This window comes from Streptomyces sp. SYSU D01066-1, from assembly GCF_054956795.1.
In genome coordinates, this window is the sequence record NZ_JBUDHV010000003.1 from 341935 (window position 1) to 357407 (window position 15473).

Here is a 15473-nt window from a genome sequence, read left to right on the forward strand (position 1 = left end):
CCGTGCCACGGGCCGACCGCGAGGCGTAAACTATCAGGAAGGTTTCCTTATAGATAGTGGGTATCCTCAGCGGGCCGTCCCGCCCGCCCATCTGGAAGGATCCCGGCATGCCCGCCACTCCGAGGACCGCCCGGGCCCTCAACGACCGGCTCGCCCTCCGCCTGTTCCAGCGGGAGGGCCCGTTGACGGCCGCGCAGCTGAAGCAGTTCACCGGCCTGTCCCGGCCGTCCGTGGCCGACCTCGTCGAACGGCTCACCGCGGCCGGTCTGATCGAGGTGGTCGGCGAGGCGGGGGAGCAGCGCCGGGGCCCCAACGCCAAGCTGTACGGGATCGTCGCCGGGCTCGCCCACCTGGCCGCCCTCGACGTGCGCACCGAGAGCGTCTCCGTACTCGTCTCCGACCTGGTCGGCGGGGTGCTGGCCGAGGCGTCCGCGCCGATCCGTGACGACGCCGGGACCGGACCGGCGGTGGAGCAGGCGGTCGCGCTGGTCGAACGGGCCGCCAAGGAGGCCGGGGCGGACCGGCTGCACACGGTGGGCATCGGCGCCCCCGGCCTGATCGACCCGCCCAGCGGTGAACTGCGCGACTCGGGCGGCCTGCCCGCCTGGCACCGCCGCCTGGTGGCCGCCGTGCAGGAGCGGTTCCCGGAGTCCCGGGTCAGCGTCGAGAACGAGACCAACCTCGCCGCCCTGGCCGAACAGCGCGCCGGCGCCGCCCGGGACCGGGACACGTTCGTGCTGCTCTGGCTGGACCTCGGCATCGGCGCCGCGCTCGTCCTGGACGGGACGCTGCGGCGGGGCGCCTCCGGGGGCGCCGGCGAGGTCGGCTTCCTGCCGGTGCCCGGCACGGCCGGCCTGCCGTCGGCCACCGGCTGCGACGGCGGCTTCCACTCCCTGGCCTCGGCGTCGGCGATCGTCGCCCTCGCGGCGGAACACGGCCTGACGGTGCCGGCCGGCGGCCGGGCGGTGCCGCTCGCCCCGACGCGGGCGGCGGAGGCGGTACGGGGCGCCGGCGCGGACGCCCCCGCCCTGGTCCGTGACGCGGCGCGCGGTACGGACCCGGCCGCCGGGCGGTTCCTCGACACCCTCGCCGACCGCGTCGCCCTCGGCGTCGCCGCCGTGGTCTGCGTCCTCGACCCCGGCTGCGTGGTGCTGGCCGGGGAGGTCGGCCGCGCGGGCGGGGACGCGCTGGCCGGCCGCGTCCACCGCCGCCTGGCCAGGATCTCCCCGTTGCCCACGGAGGTACGGGCCGGCCTGCTGGGCGGCGAGGCGGTGCTGCGCGGGGCGCTGCTGACGGCCCGTGAGCGCGCGCAGGACGAACTGTTCGCACCGCCGGGAGGCTGAGCCGCGCGCGCCGGACAGTCAGGGGGCTTCCGGGCCGCCCGCGTTCGCGGCGTCCCCCGGGTCCCGCGCACTCTCCCCGGTGCCCGCTGTCCCCGCGCTTCCCCCGTTGTCCGTTGCCCCCGCGTTTCCCCCACTGCCCGCGTTTCCTCCATCGCCCGCGCTTCCCGCGCGCACGGCGTCCCCCCCGTGAAACCGCCAGCCGCAGCAGCACGGCCGGCAGCACCACCGCCGTGCCCAGCAGCGCCGTGAACCCCGCGCCGCTCGCCGCCGGCAGGGGCGCCAGGTGCCGGGCGTGGAAGACCAGATGCGGCACCGAGAAGGCCAGGTAGGCCACCAGCGCGGTCAGGACCAGCCGCCGGTCCATCGTCGCCACCGCCGCGCACAGCACCACGGCGAGCGCGAGACCGGCCCCGCCGAAGTCCCGCAGCAGATGTTCGTTGTACGGCGGCAGATGCGACACCCAGGGCCACTCCCAGAAAAGCCCCGGCAGCAGCAGCGCCCACAGGCCGAGCGCCAGTTGGGTGCCGGCGAGCACCCCGAGCCCCGCCCGCACCAGCCCGTCCCGTCCGATCGTCCACCGCACGGTGGTGAGCCTTCCCCGTCCTGGTCCGCCTTCACCGCGCACGGGGTGGCCCGACGGCGGGCAAGGGCCGTCGCCACCGCCGCCGGACCGGTCACCAGGGGAGGGCGCGCGGACACCGGGGAGGACGGGACCAGAGCGTCGACAGGCACGGTCCCGTCACGGGCGAGGAGACCGGGGGTGTGAGTCACCCCACACCCCCCGCCCGTCTGGACGGCGACCAGGCGTGGCACACTGACCCTGTACCAGAAGCAGCGCACTCCGGGGTCGGTGAAAGTCCGAACCGGCGGTTACAGTCCGCGACCCGGTCGCCTCCAGCGACCGGTTGACCAGGTGAAATTCCTGGACCGACGGTTAAAGTCCGGATGGGAGGCAGTGCGCGGCGGACGAGCACGTGTGCGCGTCGCCGACTGTTTCGGACCCGTCCTCAGGGCACAGGTCCGACCGGAGGGCGCCGTACCGGTGCCGTCGTCCGTACGTCCTGTCGGCTGTCGACAGATGCCCCGGAGTCCGTGCCCAAGAGGCAGGAGGACCCGGGAAGTGTTCACCGGAATCGTCGAAGAGCTGGGCGAGATCACCGCCGTCGAGACCCTCGACGACGCCTGTCGCTTCCGGCTGCGCGGCCCCGTCGTCACCGAGGGCGCGCGGCACGGTGACTCCATCGCCGTCAACGGCGTCTGCCTCACGGTCGTCGACCACGAGGGCGACGAGTTCACCGCCGACGTGATGGCCGAGACCCTGCACCGCTCCAGCCTCGGCGCCCTGACCGTCGGCTCCCGCGTCAACCTGGAGCGCCCCACCGCCGTCGGCGTCCGCCTCGGCGGCCACATCGTGCAGGGCCACGTCGACGGCACCGGCGAGATCATCGAGCGCACGCCCTCCGAGCACTGGGAGATCGTCAAGATCTCCCTCCCCGCGCGGCTCGCCCGCTACGTCGTCGAGAAGGGCTCCATCACCGTCGACGGTGTCAGCCTCACCGTCGTCGACGCGGGCCCCGACTTCTTCACCGTCAGCCTCATCCCGACCACCCTCGCCCTGACCACGCTCGGCGTGAAGCGGCCCGGCGACCCGGTCAACCTCGAGGCGGACGTCATCGCCAAGTACGTCGAGCGACTGCTCACCACCCAGGAGGCCGCGAAGTGAACTGGCTCAACTCCGAGGCGTTCGTCCTGTTCGGCCAGCACATCAAGTGGTCGGACATGACCGGCAACGTGATCGGTCTGCTCGGCCTCGCCCTCGGCTGGCGCCGTTCCCTGTGGACCTGGCCGGTGCAGTTCCTCTCCGGCCTCATCCTCTTCGCCGCCTTCGCCACCGCCCACCTCTCCGGCAGCGCCGGCAAGCAGATCGTCGTCATGGTGGTCGCCGCGTACGGCTACTGGCAGTGGAACCGGGGACGGCGGCAGGCCCAGGACGGGACCATCGCCGTCCGCTTCGCCACCTGGCGCGAACGCGCCGTGCTGCTCGCCGCCGCCGTGGCCGGCACCCTCGCGGTCGGCGGCCTGTTCACCGCCTACCCGAGCCTGTCCTGGGACCCCTGGCCGGACGCCTACGTCTTCGTCGGCACCATCGTCGCCATGTACGCGCAGGCGCGCGGCATGGTCGAGTTCTGGTTCGCCTGGCTCCTGGTCGACCTGGTCGGCGTCCCGCTGAACTTCGCCAACGGCTTCGCCTTCTCCGGCTTCGTCTACGTCATCTACGGCGCGCTCGTCCTGTGGGGCCTGCGCGACTGGTGGCTGCGCTCCCGCAAGGGTCCGCGGCCCCTGATGGAAGGAGCGCCCGCATGAGCGCGGTACCTGTCCTCCACAGCGCCGACGGCCCCGAGGACCTGGTCCTCGACCCCGTCGAGCAGGCCATCGCCGACATCGCCGCCGGCCGCCCGGTCGTGGTCGTCGACGACGCCGACCGGGAGAACGAGGGCGACCTCGTCATGGCCGCCGAGAAGGTGACCGAGGAGGCCGTCGCCTTCATGATGAGCGAGTGCCGCGGCCTGATCTGCGCCCCCATGGAGGGCGACGAACTGGACCGGCTCCGCCTCCCGCAGATGGTCGAGGACAACACCGAGTCGATGAGGACCGCGTTCACGGTCTCCGTGGACGCGACCGCCGCCCACGGCGTCACCACCGGCATCTCCGCCGCCGACCGCGCCACCACGCTCCGCCTGCTGGCCGGCGGCGCCGCCGAGCCCACCGACCTGGTCCGCCCCGGCCACGTCTTCCCGCTGCGCGCCCGCCCCGGCGGCGTCCTGGTCCGCGACGGCCACACCGAGGCCGCCGTCGACCTCGCCCGCCTGGCCGGCCTGCGTCCGGTCGGCGCCATCGTCGAGATCGCCGGCGAGGACGGCCGGATGCTCCGGCTGCCCGAGCTGATCCCGTTCGCCCGCAAGCACGGCCTGACGATCATCTCCATCGAGGACCTGATCGCCTACCGCCGCAGCGCCGAGCCCACCGTCCGCCGCGAGGCCGAGGTCCGCCTGCCCACCGCCCACGGCGTCTTCACCGCGTACGGCTACCGCTCCACCGTCGACGGCGTCGAGCACGTCGCCCTGGTCCACGGCGACCTCGGCGACGGCACCGACGTCGTCGTCCGCGTCCACTCCGAGTGCCTGACCGGCGACGTCTTCGGCTCCCAGCGCTGCGACTGCGGCCCCCAGCTGGACGCCTCGCTGGCCCGCATCCAGGCCGAGGGCCGCGGCGTGGTCGTCTACCTGCGCGGCCACGAGGGCCGCGGCATCGGCCTGATGTCCAAACTGCGCGCCTACGAGCTCCAGGAGCGCGGCCGCGACACCCTGGACGCCAACCTGGAACTCGGCCTGCCCGCCGACGCCCGGGACTACGGCGCCGGCGCCCAGATCCTCAAGGACCTCGGGGTGCGCGGCGTCCGCCTGCTGACCAACAACCCCGCCAAGGGCGACGCGCTGGTCCGGCACGGCCTCACCGTCACCGGCCGCGAACCGATGCCCGTCCAGGCGGGCGAGCACAACCTCCGCTACCTGCGCACCAAGCGGGACCGGATGGGACACGACCTGCCCTGGCTGGACACCACCACCGTCTCCACCTGCGGCAACCAGTAAGCACGACCGAGCACAAGAAACACGAAGAAGCACCACAGACACCGAGGAGTGACGTGAGCGGCAAGGGCGCACCGGAACTGTCCGTACGCGATGTGGGTGACCTGCGGGTCGCCGTCATCGCGGCGCAGTGGCACGAGAAGGTGATGGACGGCCTGGTGGACGGCGCGCTGCGCGCCCTGCACGACCTGGGCATCAGCGAGCCGACCCTGCTCAGGGTCCCCGGCAGCTGGGAACTGCCGGTGGTCGCCAAGGTCCTCGCCGGGCGCGGCTACGACGCGATCGTCGCCCTCGGCGTCGTCATCCGCGGCGGCACCCCCCACTTCGACTACGTCTGCCAGGGCGTCACCCAGGGCCTCACCCAGGTCTCCGTCGACACCGGCGTCCCCGTCGGCTTCGGCGTCCTGACCTGCGACACCGAGGAACAGGCCCTGGACCGTGCCGGTATCGACGGCTCCAGCGAGGACAAGGGCCACGAGGCCGTCACGGCGGCCGTGGCCACCGCCGCTACGCTGCGTTCCGTATCCGAGCCCTGGCGTTAGCCGGACCGGTACACCGCGTAGAGTGGGCGCCACCATGTCCAAGAAGACGTTCGAGGAGCTGTTCACCGAGCTCCAGCACAAGGCCGCCCACGGCGACCCCGCCACCTCCCGCACCGCCGAGCTGGTCGACAAGGGCGTCCATGCCATCGGCAAGAAGGTCGTCGAGGAGGCCGCCGAGGTCTGGATGGCCGCCGAGTACGAGGGCAGGGAAGCGGCCGCCGAGGAGATCTCCCAGCTGCTGTACCACGTCCAGGTGATGATGGTCGCCCGCGGCATCTCCCTGGACGACGTCTACGCCCACCTGTGAACCGCCCCACCACCCCCCGTTGAGCAAAGGAAGCCGACCTCATGCTGCGCATCGCCGTCCCCAACAAGGGTTCCCTCTCCGGCCCTGCGGCGGACATGCTCCATGAGGCCGGCTACCGGCAGCGCCGCGAGTCCAAGGAACTGCGCATCGTCGACCCGGGCAACGAGGTCGAGTTCTTCTACCTCCGCCCCCGCGACATCGCGATCTACGTCTCCTCCGGCCGGCTCGACATCGGCATCACCGGCCGTGACCTGCTGGTCGACTCCGGCGCCGAAGCCGAGGAGATCCTCCCCCTCGGCTTCGCCCGCTCCACCTTCCGCTACGCCGGCAAGCCGGGCGCGGCGACCGGCGTCGAGGACCTCAAGGGCAAGACGGTCGCCACCTCCTACGAGGGCATCGTCGCCCGGCACCTGGCCGACCACGGCGTCGACGCCTCCGTCGTCCACCTCGACGGCGCCGTCGAGACCGCCATCGAGCTGGGCGTCGCCGAGGTCATCGCCGACGTCGTCGAGACCGGCACCTCGCTGCGCAACGCCGGCCTGGAGGTCTTCGGCGAGCCGATCATGAAGTCCGAGGCGGTCGTCGTCCGGCGCACCGGCGCCGACACCGAGGACGCCAAGGCCCAGCAGTTCCTGCGCCGCCTGCAGGGCGTCCTGGTGGCCCGGACGTACGTGATGATGGACTACGACTGCCGGGTCGAGCAGCTGGAGAGGGCCGTCGCGCTCACCCCGGGCCTGGAGTCCCCGACCATCTCCCCGCTGCACAACGAGGGCTGGGTCGCCGTCCGCGCGATGGTCCCCGCCCGGGACGCCCAGCGGATCATGGACGACCTGTACGAGATCGGCGCCCGGGCCATCCTCACCACGGCCATCCACGCCTGCCGCCTCTGACCACCCCCGGAGCGACCTCATGCCGGACGCCACCCCCGGGCGGACCGCCGACGGGCAGCCGGCGCTGCCCGCCCTGCCCGTCACCTTCAGGCCGGGCCGCACCCGCGCCGTCCTGCTGTCCGCCGCCGTCGTGCTGTTCGTGGTCATCACGACCGTCGCGATGCTGCTGAAGGGCCTCGGGCCGGGCGAGCGCGCCAGCTTCGTGCTGACCGCGCTGCTCCTGGACGCCGTGCTGCTGATCCTCGCCCGGCCCAAGGCCGTCGCCGACGAGTCCGGCGTCACCGTCGTCAACCTCACCCGCCGGCGCCGGCTGGACTGGGCGGAGATCGTCCGGGTCAACCTGCGCTCCGGCGACCCCTGGGTCTTCCTCGACCTGAGCGACGGCACCAGCCTGCCCGTGCTCGGCATCCAGCCCGGCATCGCCAAGCAGCGGGCGGTCGCCGACGCGCGCACCCTGCGGGCACTGGCCGAGGCCCGCTCGGCCGGCGACCCGGAGGCGTGAGCCACCGGCTCCGGGGCGCCCCCGAGGTGCGCTCCGGAGCGTTTCGGGGCGGACCGGGGCCCGACCGGGGTCGTCCGCCCTGCCGCACCCGCCCCGTTCGTGATTAATCTGGAGGGCGGAGGCGCGACAGGTGCGCCTCCGCCCCTGTCGCTCCGCCCGGTGCACAGGGCTTCCTGCTACCCGAGGAGTGACTCCCTCCGGCGATGGACGGATCGTCCTGCAGTACCTGCGCCGCCCCCGGTCGTGACACGACACAGGCGGCGGCATCATGACCATCCCCCTGCTGCTCCTGGCAGCCGCTCTCCTGCTGATCCTCGCCAACGGCTTCTTCGTGGCGGCCGAGTTCGGCCTGGTGACCGTCGAGCGCGCGGACGCCGAGCGGGCCGCCGCCGACGGCGACCGGCGGGCCCAGCGCGTCGTCGAGTCCCTGAAGGAGCTGTCCTTCCAGCTCTCCGGCACCCAGCTCGGCATCACCATCACCTCGCTCGTCGTCGGCATGCTCGCCGAACCGGCCCTCGCCCGGCTCCTGGACGGCCCGTTCACCGCGCTCGGCGTACCCGGGGGCGTGGTGCCCGGCGTGGCCGTCGCGGTCGGCATGCTGCTCGCCTCGGCCGTGCAGATGGTGATCGGCGAGCTGGTGCCCAAGAACTGGGCGGTGTCCCGGCCGTTGCAGGTCGCCCGCTTCGTGGCCGGCCCGCAGCACGCCTTCGCCCGGCTGTTCCGCCCGGTGATCGCCGCGCTGAACACCGTGGCCAACCGGCTGGTGCGCACCCTCGGCGTCGAACCGGCCGAGGAACTGGCCTCCGCCCGCACCCCCGGCGAACTGGTCTCCCTGGCCCGCCACTCGGCGCGGGCCGGCGCCCTGGAACAGGACACCGCCGACCTGTTCGTCCGCACCCTGTCCCTGGGCGAGCTGACCGCGCAGCACGTCATGACCCCGCGGGTGAAGGTCAGCGCCCTGCACTCCTCGGCCACCGCCGAGGACGTGGTCAACCTGACCCGCGCCACCGGACTGTCCCGCTTCCCCGTCTACCGGCGGCGGATCGACGAGGTCGTCGGCATGGTCCACCTCAAGGACGCCCTCGCGGTGCGGGCCCACGAGCGGCTGCGCACCCCGGTCGCGGGCATCGCCCGCCCGGCGCTGCTGGTCCCCGAGACCCTGCCCGTGCGGCCACTGCTGGCCCGGCTGCGCAGCGAGCAGCCCATCGCGGTCGTCGTCGACGAGTACGGCGGCACGGCCGGCGTCGTCACCCTGGAGGACATCGTCGAGGAGATCGTCGGCGAGGTCCGCGACGAGCACGACGGGCACGACCTGCCCGAACTCGCCGCCGCCCCGTCCGAGGACGGCCGCCCCGCCTGGGACGCCGACGGCAGTTGCCGCGTCGACGCCCTGCGCCGCGTCGGCCTGGAGGCGCCCGAGGGGCCGTACGAGACCGTCGCCGGACTCGTCGCGGACCTGCTGGGCCGCATCCCCGCCGTCGGTGACCGCGCGGAGCTGCCCGGCTGGCGGCTGTCCGTGCGCCGGGTCGGGCACTACCGCGCCGAGCGGGTACGGCTCGTGCGCACGGCACCCGTCGCCGTACCGGCCGCGGAGACGGCAAAGACCGCGGAGGCCGTGCGATGAGCGTCCTCCAGCTCCTGCTGGCCGCCCTGCTGGTGCTCGCCAACGGCTTCTTCGTGGGCGCCGAGTTCGCGCTGGTCTCGGTGCGCCGCAGCCAGATCGAACCGCTCGGCACCGCCCGCGCCCGCCGGGTGCTGCACGGTCTGGAGCACCTGCCGCAGATGATGGCCGCCGCCCAGTTCGGCATCACCGTCTGCTCGCTCACCCTCGGCGCGGTCGCCGAACCGACCGTCGCCCACCTGCTGGAGCCGGTCTTCACCTGGATCCACCTGCCGCACGGCGTGATCCACCCGCTCGGATACGTCATCGCGCTGGCCCTGGTGGTCTTCTGCCACCTGGTCATCGGCGAGATGGTCCCGAAGAACCTGGCGATGGCCGCGCCCGAGAAGGCCGCGCTGTGGCTCGGCCCCGGCCTGGTCGCCTTCGCCCGCCTCTGCCGGCCGGTCACGGCCGCCCTCGGCGCCTGCGCCCAGGGCGTCCTCAGGCTGTTCCGGGTCGAGCCCAAGGACGAGGTGGAGGCCGTCTTCACCAGCGAGCAGCTCAACCGGCTGGTCGGGGACGCGGGCCAGGCGGGTCTCCTCGACCCCGAGGAGCAGGAACGCCTGGAGGACGCCCTGGAGCTGGGCTCCCGCCCGGTGACGGACGTGCTCCTCAAGGGCGAGTCCTGGGTGACGGTCAGCCCGTCGGTCACCCCGGGCCGGATCGTCGAGCTGACCGCGCGCACCGGGTACTCCCGCTTCCCGGTCGCCGCCGAGAACGGCGCCTTCATGGGCTACCTGCACGTCAAGGACGTCCTGGACCTGGAGGACCCCGACCGGGCCGTGCCCCAGCGGGTCTGGCGCCCCATGACCACGCTGCGGCCCGAACTGCCGCTCGACGACGCGCTCACCGTGATGCGCCGGGCGGCCACCCACCTCGCCCAGGTGGTCGACACCGGCGGCCGGACGCTCGGCCTCGTCGCCCTGGAGGACGTACTGGAGCTGCTGGTCGGCGAGGTGCGGGACCCGGCGCACCGGGAGGCGGCCGGGACGGCCGGGGCGACGGTGACCGGGCCGCGCACCAGCGGGTCCCCCGAGGAGGTGCCCGCTTAAGGCCTGTCGTCACCTTCCCGCACGCTCCCCCGCGGGGAGCACCGCGGCACGCGCCCGACGCCGCGGGGCCCGCCCCGGGGCGGACGACGGGAAGGTGACGACGGGCCGCAGGCCGCGCGCGTCACAGCGCCGACGGGTCCTGCGGCCCGCGCCCGGAGAGCACCTCCCCGTACGCCTGCATCAGGTCCGGCAGCCGCAGTGTCGCCAGGTCCTCGCGGGTGAGCGCGCCGGGGTAGGCGGACAGCCGCAGGTCCCGGTACGCGCAGCTCTTCTCGTACAGCGTCCGCAGGAACCGCCCGTTGCCCAGTTCGTCGATCCACCCCTGCTCGACGACGTGCCCGGCGATCGAGCGCAGCTCGTCCAGGGCCTCCTCGTCCCACAGGTCACCGTTCTCGGCGGCCAGCACCTCGCCGATCGCGGTCAGCTCCGAGGGGCGGTACGACGGGAAGTCCACACGGGTGGTGAAACGCGAGGAGAGCCCCGGGTTGGCGGCGAGCAGGCGGTCCATGCCCTCCGGGTAGCCGGCCAGGATCACCACGAGGTGGTCGCGGTTGTCCTCGGCCCGCTTCAGCAGCACCTGGAGGGCCTCGTCGCCGTAGGCGTCGCCCTTGCCGTAGCCGGAGTTGGACAGGGCGTACGCCTCGTCGACGAAGAGGACGCCGCCGAGCGCGGAGTCGATCAGCTCGTTGGCCTTCACGGCGGTCTGCCCGAGGTACTCGCCGACCAGGTCGGCGCGCTGCGCCTCCACCAGGTGGTCGCCGCCGAGCAGCCCGAGGGCGTAGAAGACGCGGCCCAGGATGCGGGCCACGGTGGTCTTGCCGGTGCCGGAGGGGCCGGAGAAGACGAAGTGCCGTTTCGGCGGCTGGACCGGAAGCCCCTGACGGGCCCGCAGCCGGGCCATGTTCAGCTGCGCCGACAACGCCTTGACCTGCCGCTTCACCGGTTCCAGGCCCACCATCCGCTCCAGCTCGGCGAGCGCCTCCTCCAGTAAACGCGGATCGGTGGGACCGGTGGGCAGGGACGGGTCCGGCGCCGCGGTCCTCTGCCGCACCGAGGGGTCGGCCGCCGCGGGCGGGGGAGGGGCGGGCGGCCCGAAGGCGGACAGTTTCAGATCCCGTTCCTCGGTGCCGAAGAGCGGGTCCAGGCCGTCGGGGCCCTCGGCGCCGTCCACGGAGTCCTGTCCGGCGCCGGACAGGGTCAGCGCCGCCAGGTCCGCCGCGTCCTCGTACTCGTCGCCCTCGGCGATCGCCGCCAGCCGCGCCGAGGTGTCCATGAACCCGGGGTCGACCCGGTGCACCGCCCGGTACAGCGGCAGGGCGGCGGCGCTGCGGCCGGTGCCCTCGCGGGAGCGGGCCAGCCAGTAGCGCAGCTCCTTGCGCTGCGGCTGCTCGCTGCGGCACCGCATCAGCGCCCCGGCCAGCAGCGGTTCGGCCTGCCCGTACATCTCCAGGCGGACCCGGGCCATGCCGCCGAACAGTCCCGCCTCGATGCCCAGCAGCGGGTCGCCGAGCAGCGGGTCGGTGTGCCGGACGAGCTGCTCCCAGTCCTTGACGAGATAGGCCCGGCAGGCGTGCAGGAAGCGGACGTGGGGATCGGTGTCCACCGGCGGCAGCCCGGCCAGCGCCCGGTCCAGCTCCGGGACGTGGCGGCCGTCCAGCCAGTGCGAGGCGTGCGCGAGCAGCAGATCGCGCGGGCTCTCCAGCACGGGCTGCACCCACCAGCCCAGCCAGTACCAGGAGTTGAGCGTACGGCCGTGACGGGCGCGCTGTTCGCCGAAACGGTCCCGGTGCCGGAACATCCTGAGCAGCGCGGCCGTCGTGTCGACGCGCAGCGCGTGCAGTCCGAGCCATCCGTCGGCCATGCCCGGGTCGATCCGCACCGCGGCCCGGAACTCCTCCTCCGCCTGCGGATAGGCGCCCATCGTGTAGGCGTCCACGCCTCGCAGCCAGGCGAGGTCGGCCGGGGCCGGCGGGCCCTGCGTGCCGAAGTCCATCACGTCCCCCACAAACCGTGCCCCCGTCGGTATGCCACCGGGCCGTGGCCCGCCTTGCTCCGACCGCTGAACCGCTGTGCCCCGGAACGGAGTCGCCAGGTGCCCGGGGCAGTCGTCCGCGGGCCGCACCGAGGGCATCGTACCTGCGGGGGTCTTCCCTCCGAAGAGGGCCGTGGCAGGCCGTCGCGCGGGGCGGGAGCAGGCGGGGGCGCAGGGGAGCGCGGTAACCGAGGGTAAGCGGCAGGCGTCGCCGGGGACTCCGAAAAGGGGTGATGTGGACAGAACGAAGCCCCCGATCACGGGGGAACAACCGGGGGCTTCGTGTCTGCCGCGACCCCGAAAGGCCGCACATTGAGAACGTAAGACCTGTACGGCCCCTGGGTCAAGCCGAGTTGGGGCTTCCCGGGGAGTTGCCGGGTGGGCGTCTTCACGAGTTCGACACAACGGCGGCGGCCGGTCACCGCGCGTGAAGGTCCGGCCCCTGCGGTCCCGTCCCGGCGGGCCCGGGAAGCACCTCGTACCCCTCTTGCTCCTTTCGTCCCGGACGCACCAGGAGGTCGGCATGGGGGCGCGATGGGTCACGGAGGAAGTGTGCGCGCTCGGCCGGGACCCACCCGTCCCAGAACTCCCGCTGTTCCTCGCCGTCGCGGGCCCGCCCCCTCGCCCACGCCTCCTCGGACGGCAGCTCCAGCCACAGCAGCGCGGCCAGCCAGGGGCGCAGCGCCCGGCGTCCCGCGCCCACTCCTTCCACGAGGACCACCGGGGCCGGCGGCAGCGCGCGGGGCGGGCCGAAGCGCCGGGTGCGCCAGTCGTAGGGGGTGTAGCGGGCGGTCCCGCCCCGGCTGAGCGGTTCGATCACCTGCTCCAGGAGCCGGCCGGTCCAGTCGAACAGTTCCTCGTGGCTGGCGATGTCGTCCAGGTGCAGCACCGGCACGCCGCCGAGCGCCCGCGCCAGCCGCCCGGCGAAGGTGGACTTCCCGGAGCCCGCGTGCCCGTCGACACCGATCAGACGGACCGGGCCGCAGGACGGGGGCAGCCGGCGAAGGCGGGAGGCTAGCTCGTGGATGGCGGGTCCTGGGGGTGCGGGCGGCGGTCGGTCGCGCAGCACTCTAACCGCGTCCGTCCCGCACCCGTGGGGCGCCCGTGGCCGGGAGTGGTGATCACGGGCGCGGCACGGGCGCGATCGCTGGCCACGGCGGGCGGTGGCGGCCATAGTGGGCGCACAGCCGTGCAAGGCCTGCCCCGACTCGGACACCTGGGGGTCTTCCGCCCATGAGCAGAGCCGAACAGCCGTCCCGCAGAAACATCCTGGCCGCCGCGGTCGCCGCCGCGGTGACGGGGGGAGCCTCCCCGGCCGCGGCGGCCCCGCCCCCCGCCGGCCCCGCGGCCGACGCGGACACCGGTGCCGGGGGCACCGCCCGCCGCGTCGACCACCGTTCCTGGACCATCCGGAGCGACTGGCGCGGCGGAACCGCGCGGGGCGCGCGCGCCGTCGCGGACGGCCGTCCGGGCCTCGTGCTCGGCAGCCCGGCCGGGACGATGTCGTACACCGACCCGCACACCGGCCGCACGGCCGACTGGGAGTACGCGACCTGGACCTCGCCCGTCCACCGGTTCGCCGTACCCGCCACGGAGGCGATCGTCTCCTGGAACGCCCACACCCCCGACGGCACCTGGCTCCAGGTCGAACTGCGGGGCACCTACTCCGACGGTACGGACACCCCCTGGTACGTGATGGGCCGCTGGGCCGCGGGCGACCAGGACATCCGGCGCACCTCGGTGGACGGCCAGAGCGACGGCAGGAGCAGTGTCTGGACCGACACCTTCTCCATCGACGACGCCTCGACGGGCCTGCGCCTGGTCTCCGGCCGGCTCCGGCTGACGCTCCTGCGCCGGCCGGGGACGCGCGCCACCCCCACCGTCTGGCGGCTCGACGCGATGGGCTCCGATGTCCCCGACCGCTTCACCGTCCCCGCCTCCGCGCCGGGCCCCGCCCGGGAACTGGCCGTCCCGCGCTACTCGCAGGAGATCCACAAGGGGCAGTACCCCGAGTACGACAACGGCGGCGAGGCCTGGTGCAGCCCCACCTCCTCCCAGATGGTCGTCGAGTACTGGGGCGGCCGGCTCACCGGGGAGCAACTGGCCTGGGTCGACCCCTCGTACGCCGATCCGCAGGTGTGCCACGCGGCCCGGTACACGTTCGACCACCAGTACGCCGGCTGCGGCAACTGGCCGTTCAACGCCGCCTACGCGGCCACCTTCGACGGCCTCCAGGGCGTGGTCACCCGTCTCGGCACGCTCACCGAGCTGGAGACGCTGATCGCGGCGGGCGTCCCGGCCATCACGTCCCAGTCGTTCCTGGCCGAGGAGCTGACCGGAGCCGGGTACGGCACCGCCGGGCACCTGATGGCGGTGGTCGGCTTCACCGCCGACGGCGACGTGATCGCCAACGACCCGGCCTCCGAGAGCAACGAGGCGGTACGGCGCGTCTACCGGCGGCGCGAGTGGGAGAACATCTGGCTCAGGACCAAGCGGTACAACGCCTCCGGCGCCGTCGCCTCCGGCACCGGCGGCGTCTGCTACCTGTTCTTCCCGGCCCGCCCGACCCCGCGCCAGCGCGCGGCGCTCGCGGCGGTGGGCGTGCGCTGAGGCCGCGCCCGGCGACGGTCCCCGGCCGCGCGGGCCGGGGACCGCCCTGTGACCGACCTCTCCGCCACAACGGCGCTTTCCGGTGGCAAGGTGGACGGATCGGTGGGGGGAAGCCACCCGGTAAGTCCGACCTCTGCGAGAAGCCATGACCGCACACAGCGCCACTGCCACCCGCGTCCGCACCGGCGGCCCCCAGGAGGACGGCCCCCAGATCCTGGAGCACGTCATGGGCTGGACCCTCGTCGTGGTCGTCGCCATGCTCGTGGTCCAGCTCGGCCTGCTGTGACCTGACCCGCGTCCCGGCTGCCGCACCGCCGAGGTCCGCAGCCCGCCGCGGACCAGGGCCGGTCCCGGACACCGGCCGGCGCCGGGTGTGCGGCGCGGCGGGCGCGGCCCCGGACCGGATCGGCCGCCCGGAGCTGTCCCGCGAGACCATGTGCGCCCTGCTGGTGAGGACCCTCGCGGTGTCCTGCGCGCCGTCGGGGAACCGGACCCCGCGCACCCGGCACCGGGGCCCGCCCGCCGTGGCGGACGGGCCCCTGAGGCGCCTGGGCCGGCTGATCGCCCCGGTCGGCTCGCCGTCCGCCCGGTCACCGCCCGGTTCCCGCAAGGACGTGCCGTCCGGGCCCTCCTGGTCCTTGTACGTCCTCCTGCCCGCGACGGTCGCCGGGGCGCCGCGGCCCCACCGGTCGTCACCGCGCCCGGCGTGCGCCGCCCTGGCCGCGGTGCCGGCCGGCGGGCGGGTCCCCTCCAGCGCCCCGCGGTCCCCGACGCCCTGCTCGTACGTCCCCGCCGCCGTCCCGGCCGCGCTGCCGCCGGGAGCCCGCGGGTGACGCCGGTCCGGCCGCTCCCGCGGAAGCCGGCGCCGAGCGGCGGCTTGCCGGACGG

13 protein-coding genes, 1 pseudogene and 1 riboswitch are annotated in these 15473 nt (G+C 74.2%); of the genes and pseudogenes, 12 read left to right on the forward strand and 2 right to left on the reverse strand.

All coding sequences use genetic code 11. The features are described from left to right. Positions 1–107: 107 nt before the first annotated feature. From ACY1JF_RS05275 to ACY1JF_RS05320, 10 genes are all read left to right on the forward strand, one after another. Positions 108–1343, forward strand: a complete 1236-nt coding sequence (locus ACY1JF_RS05275) for an ROK family transcriptional regulator (protein WP_462703767.1) — start codon at positions 108–110, stop codon at positions 1341–1343. A gap of 832 nt (positions 1344–2175) precedes the next feature. Further along, positions 2176–2306: riboswitch (FMN riboswitch) on the forward strand. Positions 2307–2463: 157 nt separating this feature from the next. Further along, on the forward strand, positions 2464–3066 hold the full coding sequence (locus ACY1JF_RS05280) for a riboflavin synthase (RefSeq protein ID WP_462703768.1): 603 nt from the start codon (positions 2464–2466) through the stop codon (positions 3064–3066). Beyond that, positions 3063–3707 (forward strand): nicotinamide mononucleotide transporter family protein, encoded by a 645-nt coding sequence (locus ACY1JF_RS05285; RefSeq protein ID WP_462703769.1) that lies wholly within the window; start codon positions 3063–3065, stop codon positions 3705–3707. Before ACY1JF_RS05280 ends, ACY1JF_RS05285 begins: the two co-directional genes overlap by 4 nt. Beyond that, the gene (locus ACY1JF_RS05290) at positions 3704–4993 is read left to right on the forward strand and encodes a bifunctional 3,4-dihydroxy-2-butanone-4-phosphate synthase/GTP cyclohydrolase II (protein WP_462703770.1); all 1290 of its coding nucleotides are present in this window, start codon (positions 3704–3706) and stop codon (positions 4991–4993) included. The genes ACY1JF_RS05285 and ACY1JF_RS05290 overlap by 4 nt, the downstream gene beginning before the upstream one ends. Positions 4994–5046: 53 nt before the next feature. After that, positions 5047–5532, forward strand: a complete 486-nt coding sequence (gene ribH, locus ACY1JF_RS05295) for a 6,7-dimethyl-8-ribityllumazine synthase (RefSeq protein ID WP_462703771.1) — start codon at positions 5047–5049, stop codon at positions 5530–5532. 34 nt (positions 5533–5566) lie between these two features. Next, a complete protein-coding gene (locus ACY1JF_RS05300; protein ID WP_103543716.1) occupies positions 5567–5839 on the forward strand; it encodes a phosphoribosyl-ATP diphosphatase in 273 nt (90 codons plus the stop codon). Between the two features lie 41 nt (positions 5840–5880). Continuing rightward, positions 5881–6729: an ATP phosphoribosyltransferase gene (gene hisG, locus ACY1JF_RS05305; RefSeq protein ID WP_462703772.1), complete on the forward strand. Its 849-nt coding sequence runs from the start codon at positions 5881–5883 to the stop codon at positions 6727–6729. Between the two features lie 19 nt (positions 6730–6748). After that, positions 6749–7231: a PH domain-containing protein gene (locus ACY1JF_RS05310; protein WP_462703773.1), complete on the forward strand. Its 483-nt coding sequence runs from the start codon at positions 6749–6751 to the stop codon at positions 7229–7231. Between the two features lie 268 nt (positions 7232–7499). Further along, positions 7500–8855 carry a hemolysin family protein gene (locus ACY1JF_RS05315; protein ID WP_462703774.1) on the forward strand — a complete coding sequence of 452 codons (1356 nt, stop codon included), beginning with the start codon at positions 7500–7502 and terminating at the stop codon, positions 8853–8855. Next, positions 8852–9943: a hemolysin family protein gene (locus ACY1JF_RS05320; protein WP_462703775.1), complete on the forward strand. Its 1092-nt coding sequence runs from the start codon at positions 8852–8854 to the stop codon at positions 9941–9943. Before ACY1JF_RS05315 ends, ACY1JF_RS05320 begins: the two co-directional genes overlap by 4 nt. A gap of 121 nt (positions 9944–10064) precedes the next feature. On the opposite strand, the gene ACY1JF_RS05325 is transcribed toward ACY1JF_RS05320, so the two are convergent. Together ACY1JF_RS05325 and ACY1JF_RS05330 are read right to left on the reverse strand one after the other, a co-directional pair. Continuing rightward, positions 10065–11936: an AAA family ATPase gene (locus ACY1JF_RS05325; protein ID WP_462703815.1), complete on the reverse strand. Its 1872-nt coding sequence runs from the start codon at positions 11934–11936 to the stop codon at positions 10065–10067. A gap of 438 nt (positions 11937–12374) precedes the next feature. Continuing rightward, positions 12375–13044: pseudogene (locus ACY1JF_RS05330) on the reverse strand (uridine kinase family protein); the annotation flags it as partial. 164 nt (positions 13045–13208) lie between these two features. On the opposite strand from ACY1JF_RS05330, the gene ACY1JF_RS05335 reads away from it, so the two are divergent. Both ACY1JF_RS05335 and ACY1JF_RS05340 read left to right on the forward strand, forming a co-directional pair. After that, positions 13209–14585, forward strand: a complete 1377-nt coding sequence (locus ACY1JF_RS05335) for a peptidase C39 family protein (protein ID WP_462703776.1) — start codon at positions 13209–13211, stop codon at positions 14583–14585. A 145-nt stretch (positions 14586–14730) separates the two neighbouring features. Then, complete coding sequence (locus ACY1JF_RS05340; RefSeq protein ID WP_462703777.1) at positions 14731–14871, forward strand: SCO1431 family membrane protein; 141 nt, start codon at positions 14731–14733, stop codon at positions 14869–14871. Positions 14872–15473: the final 602 nt, after the last annotated feature.

Excerpts from the sequence above, each read along its gene's own strand:
- ACY1JF_RS05275 (WP_462703767.1), top strand. The coding sequence starts at position 108 with ATGCCCGCCACTCCGAGGACCGCCCGGGCCCTCAACGACCGGCTCGCC.
- ACY1JF_RS05290 (WP_462703770.1), top strand. The coding sequence starts at position 3,704 with ATGAGCGCGGTACCTGTCCTCCACAGCGCCGACGGCCCCGAGGACCTG.
- ACY1JF_RS05300 (WP_103543716.1), top strand. The coding sequence starts at position 5,567 with ATGTCCAAGAAGACGTTCGAGGAGCTGTTCACCGAGCTCCAGCACAAG.
- hisG (WP_462703772.1), top strand. The coding sequence starts at position 5,881 with ATGCTGCGCATCGCCGTCCCCAACAAGGGTTCCCTCTCCGGCCCTGCG.
- ACY1JF_RS05310 (WP_462703773.1), top strand. The coding sequence starts at position 6,749 with ATGCCGGACGCCACCCCCGGGCGGACCGCCGACGGGCAGCCGGCGCTG.
- ACY1JF_RS05315 (WP_462703774.1), top strand. The coding sequence starts at position 7,500 with ATGACCATCCCCCTGCTGCTCCTGGCAGCCGCTCTCCTGCTGATCCTC.
- ACY1JF_RS05320 (WP_462703775.1), top strand. The coding sequence starts at position 8,852 with ATGAGCGTCCTCCAGCTCCTGCTGGCCGCCCTGCTGGTGCTCGCCAAC.
- ACY1JF_RS05325 (WP_462703815.1), bottom strand. The coding sequence starts at position 11,936 with ATGGACTTCGGCACGCAGGGCCCGCCGGCCCCGGCCGACCTCGCCTGG.
- ACY1JF_RS05335 (WP_462703776.1), top strand. The coding sequence starts at position 13,209 with ATGAGCAGAGCCGAACAGCCGTCCCGCAGAAACATCCTGGCCGCCGCG.
- ACY1JF_RS05340 (WP_462703777.1), top strand. The coding sequence starts at position 14,731 with ATGACCGCACACAGCGCCACTGCCACCCGCGTCCGCACCGGCGGCCCC.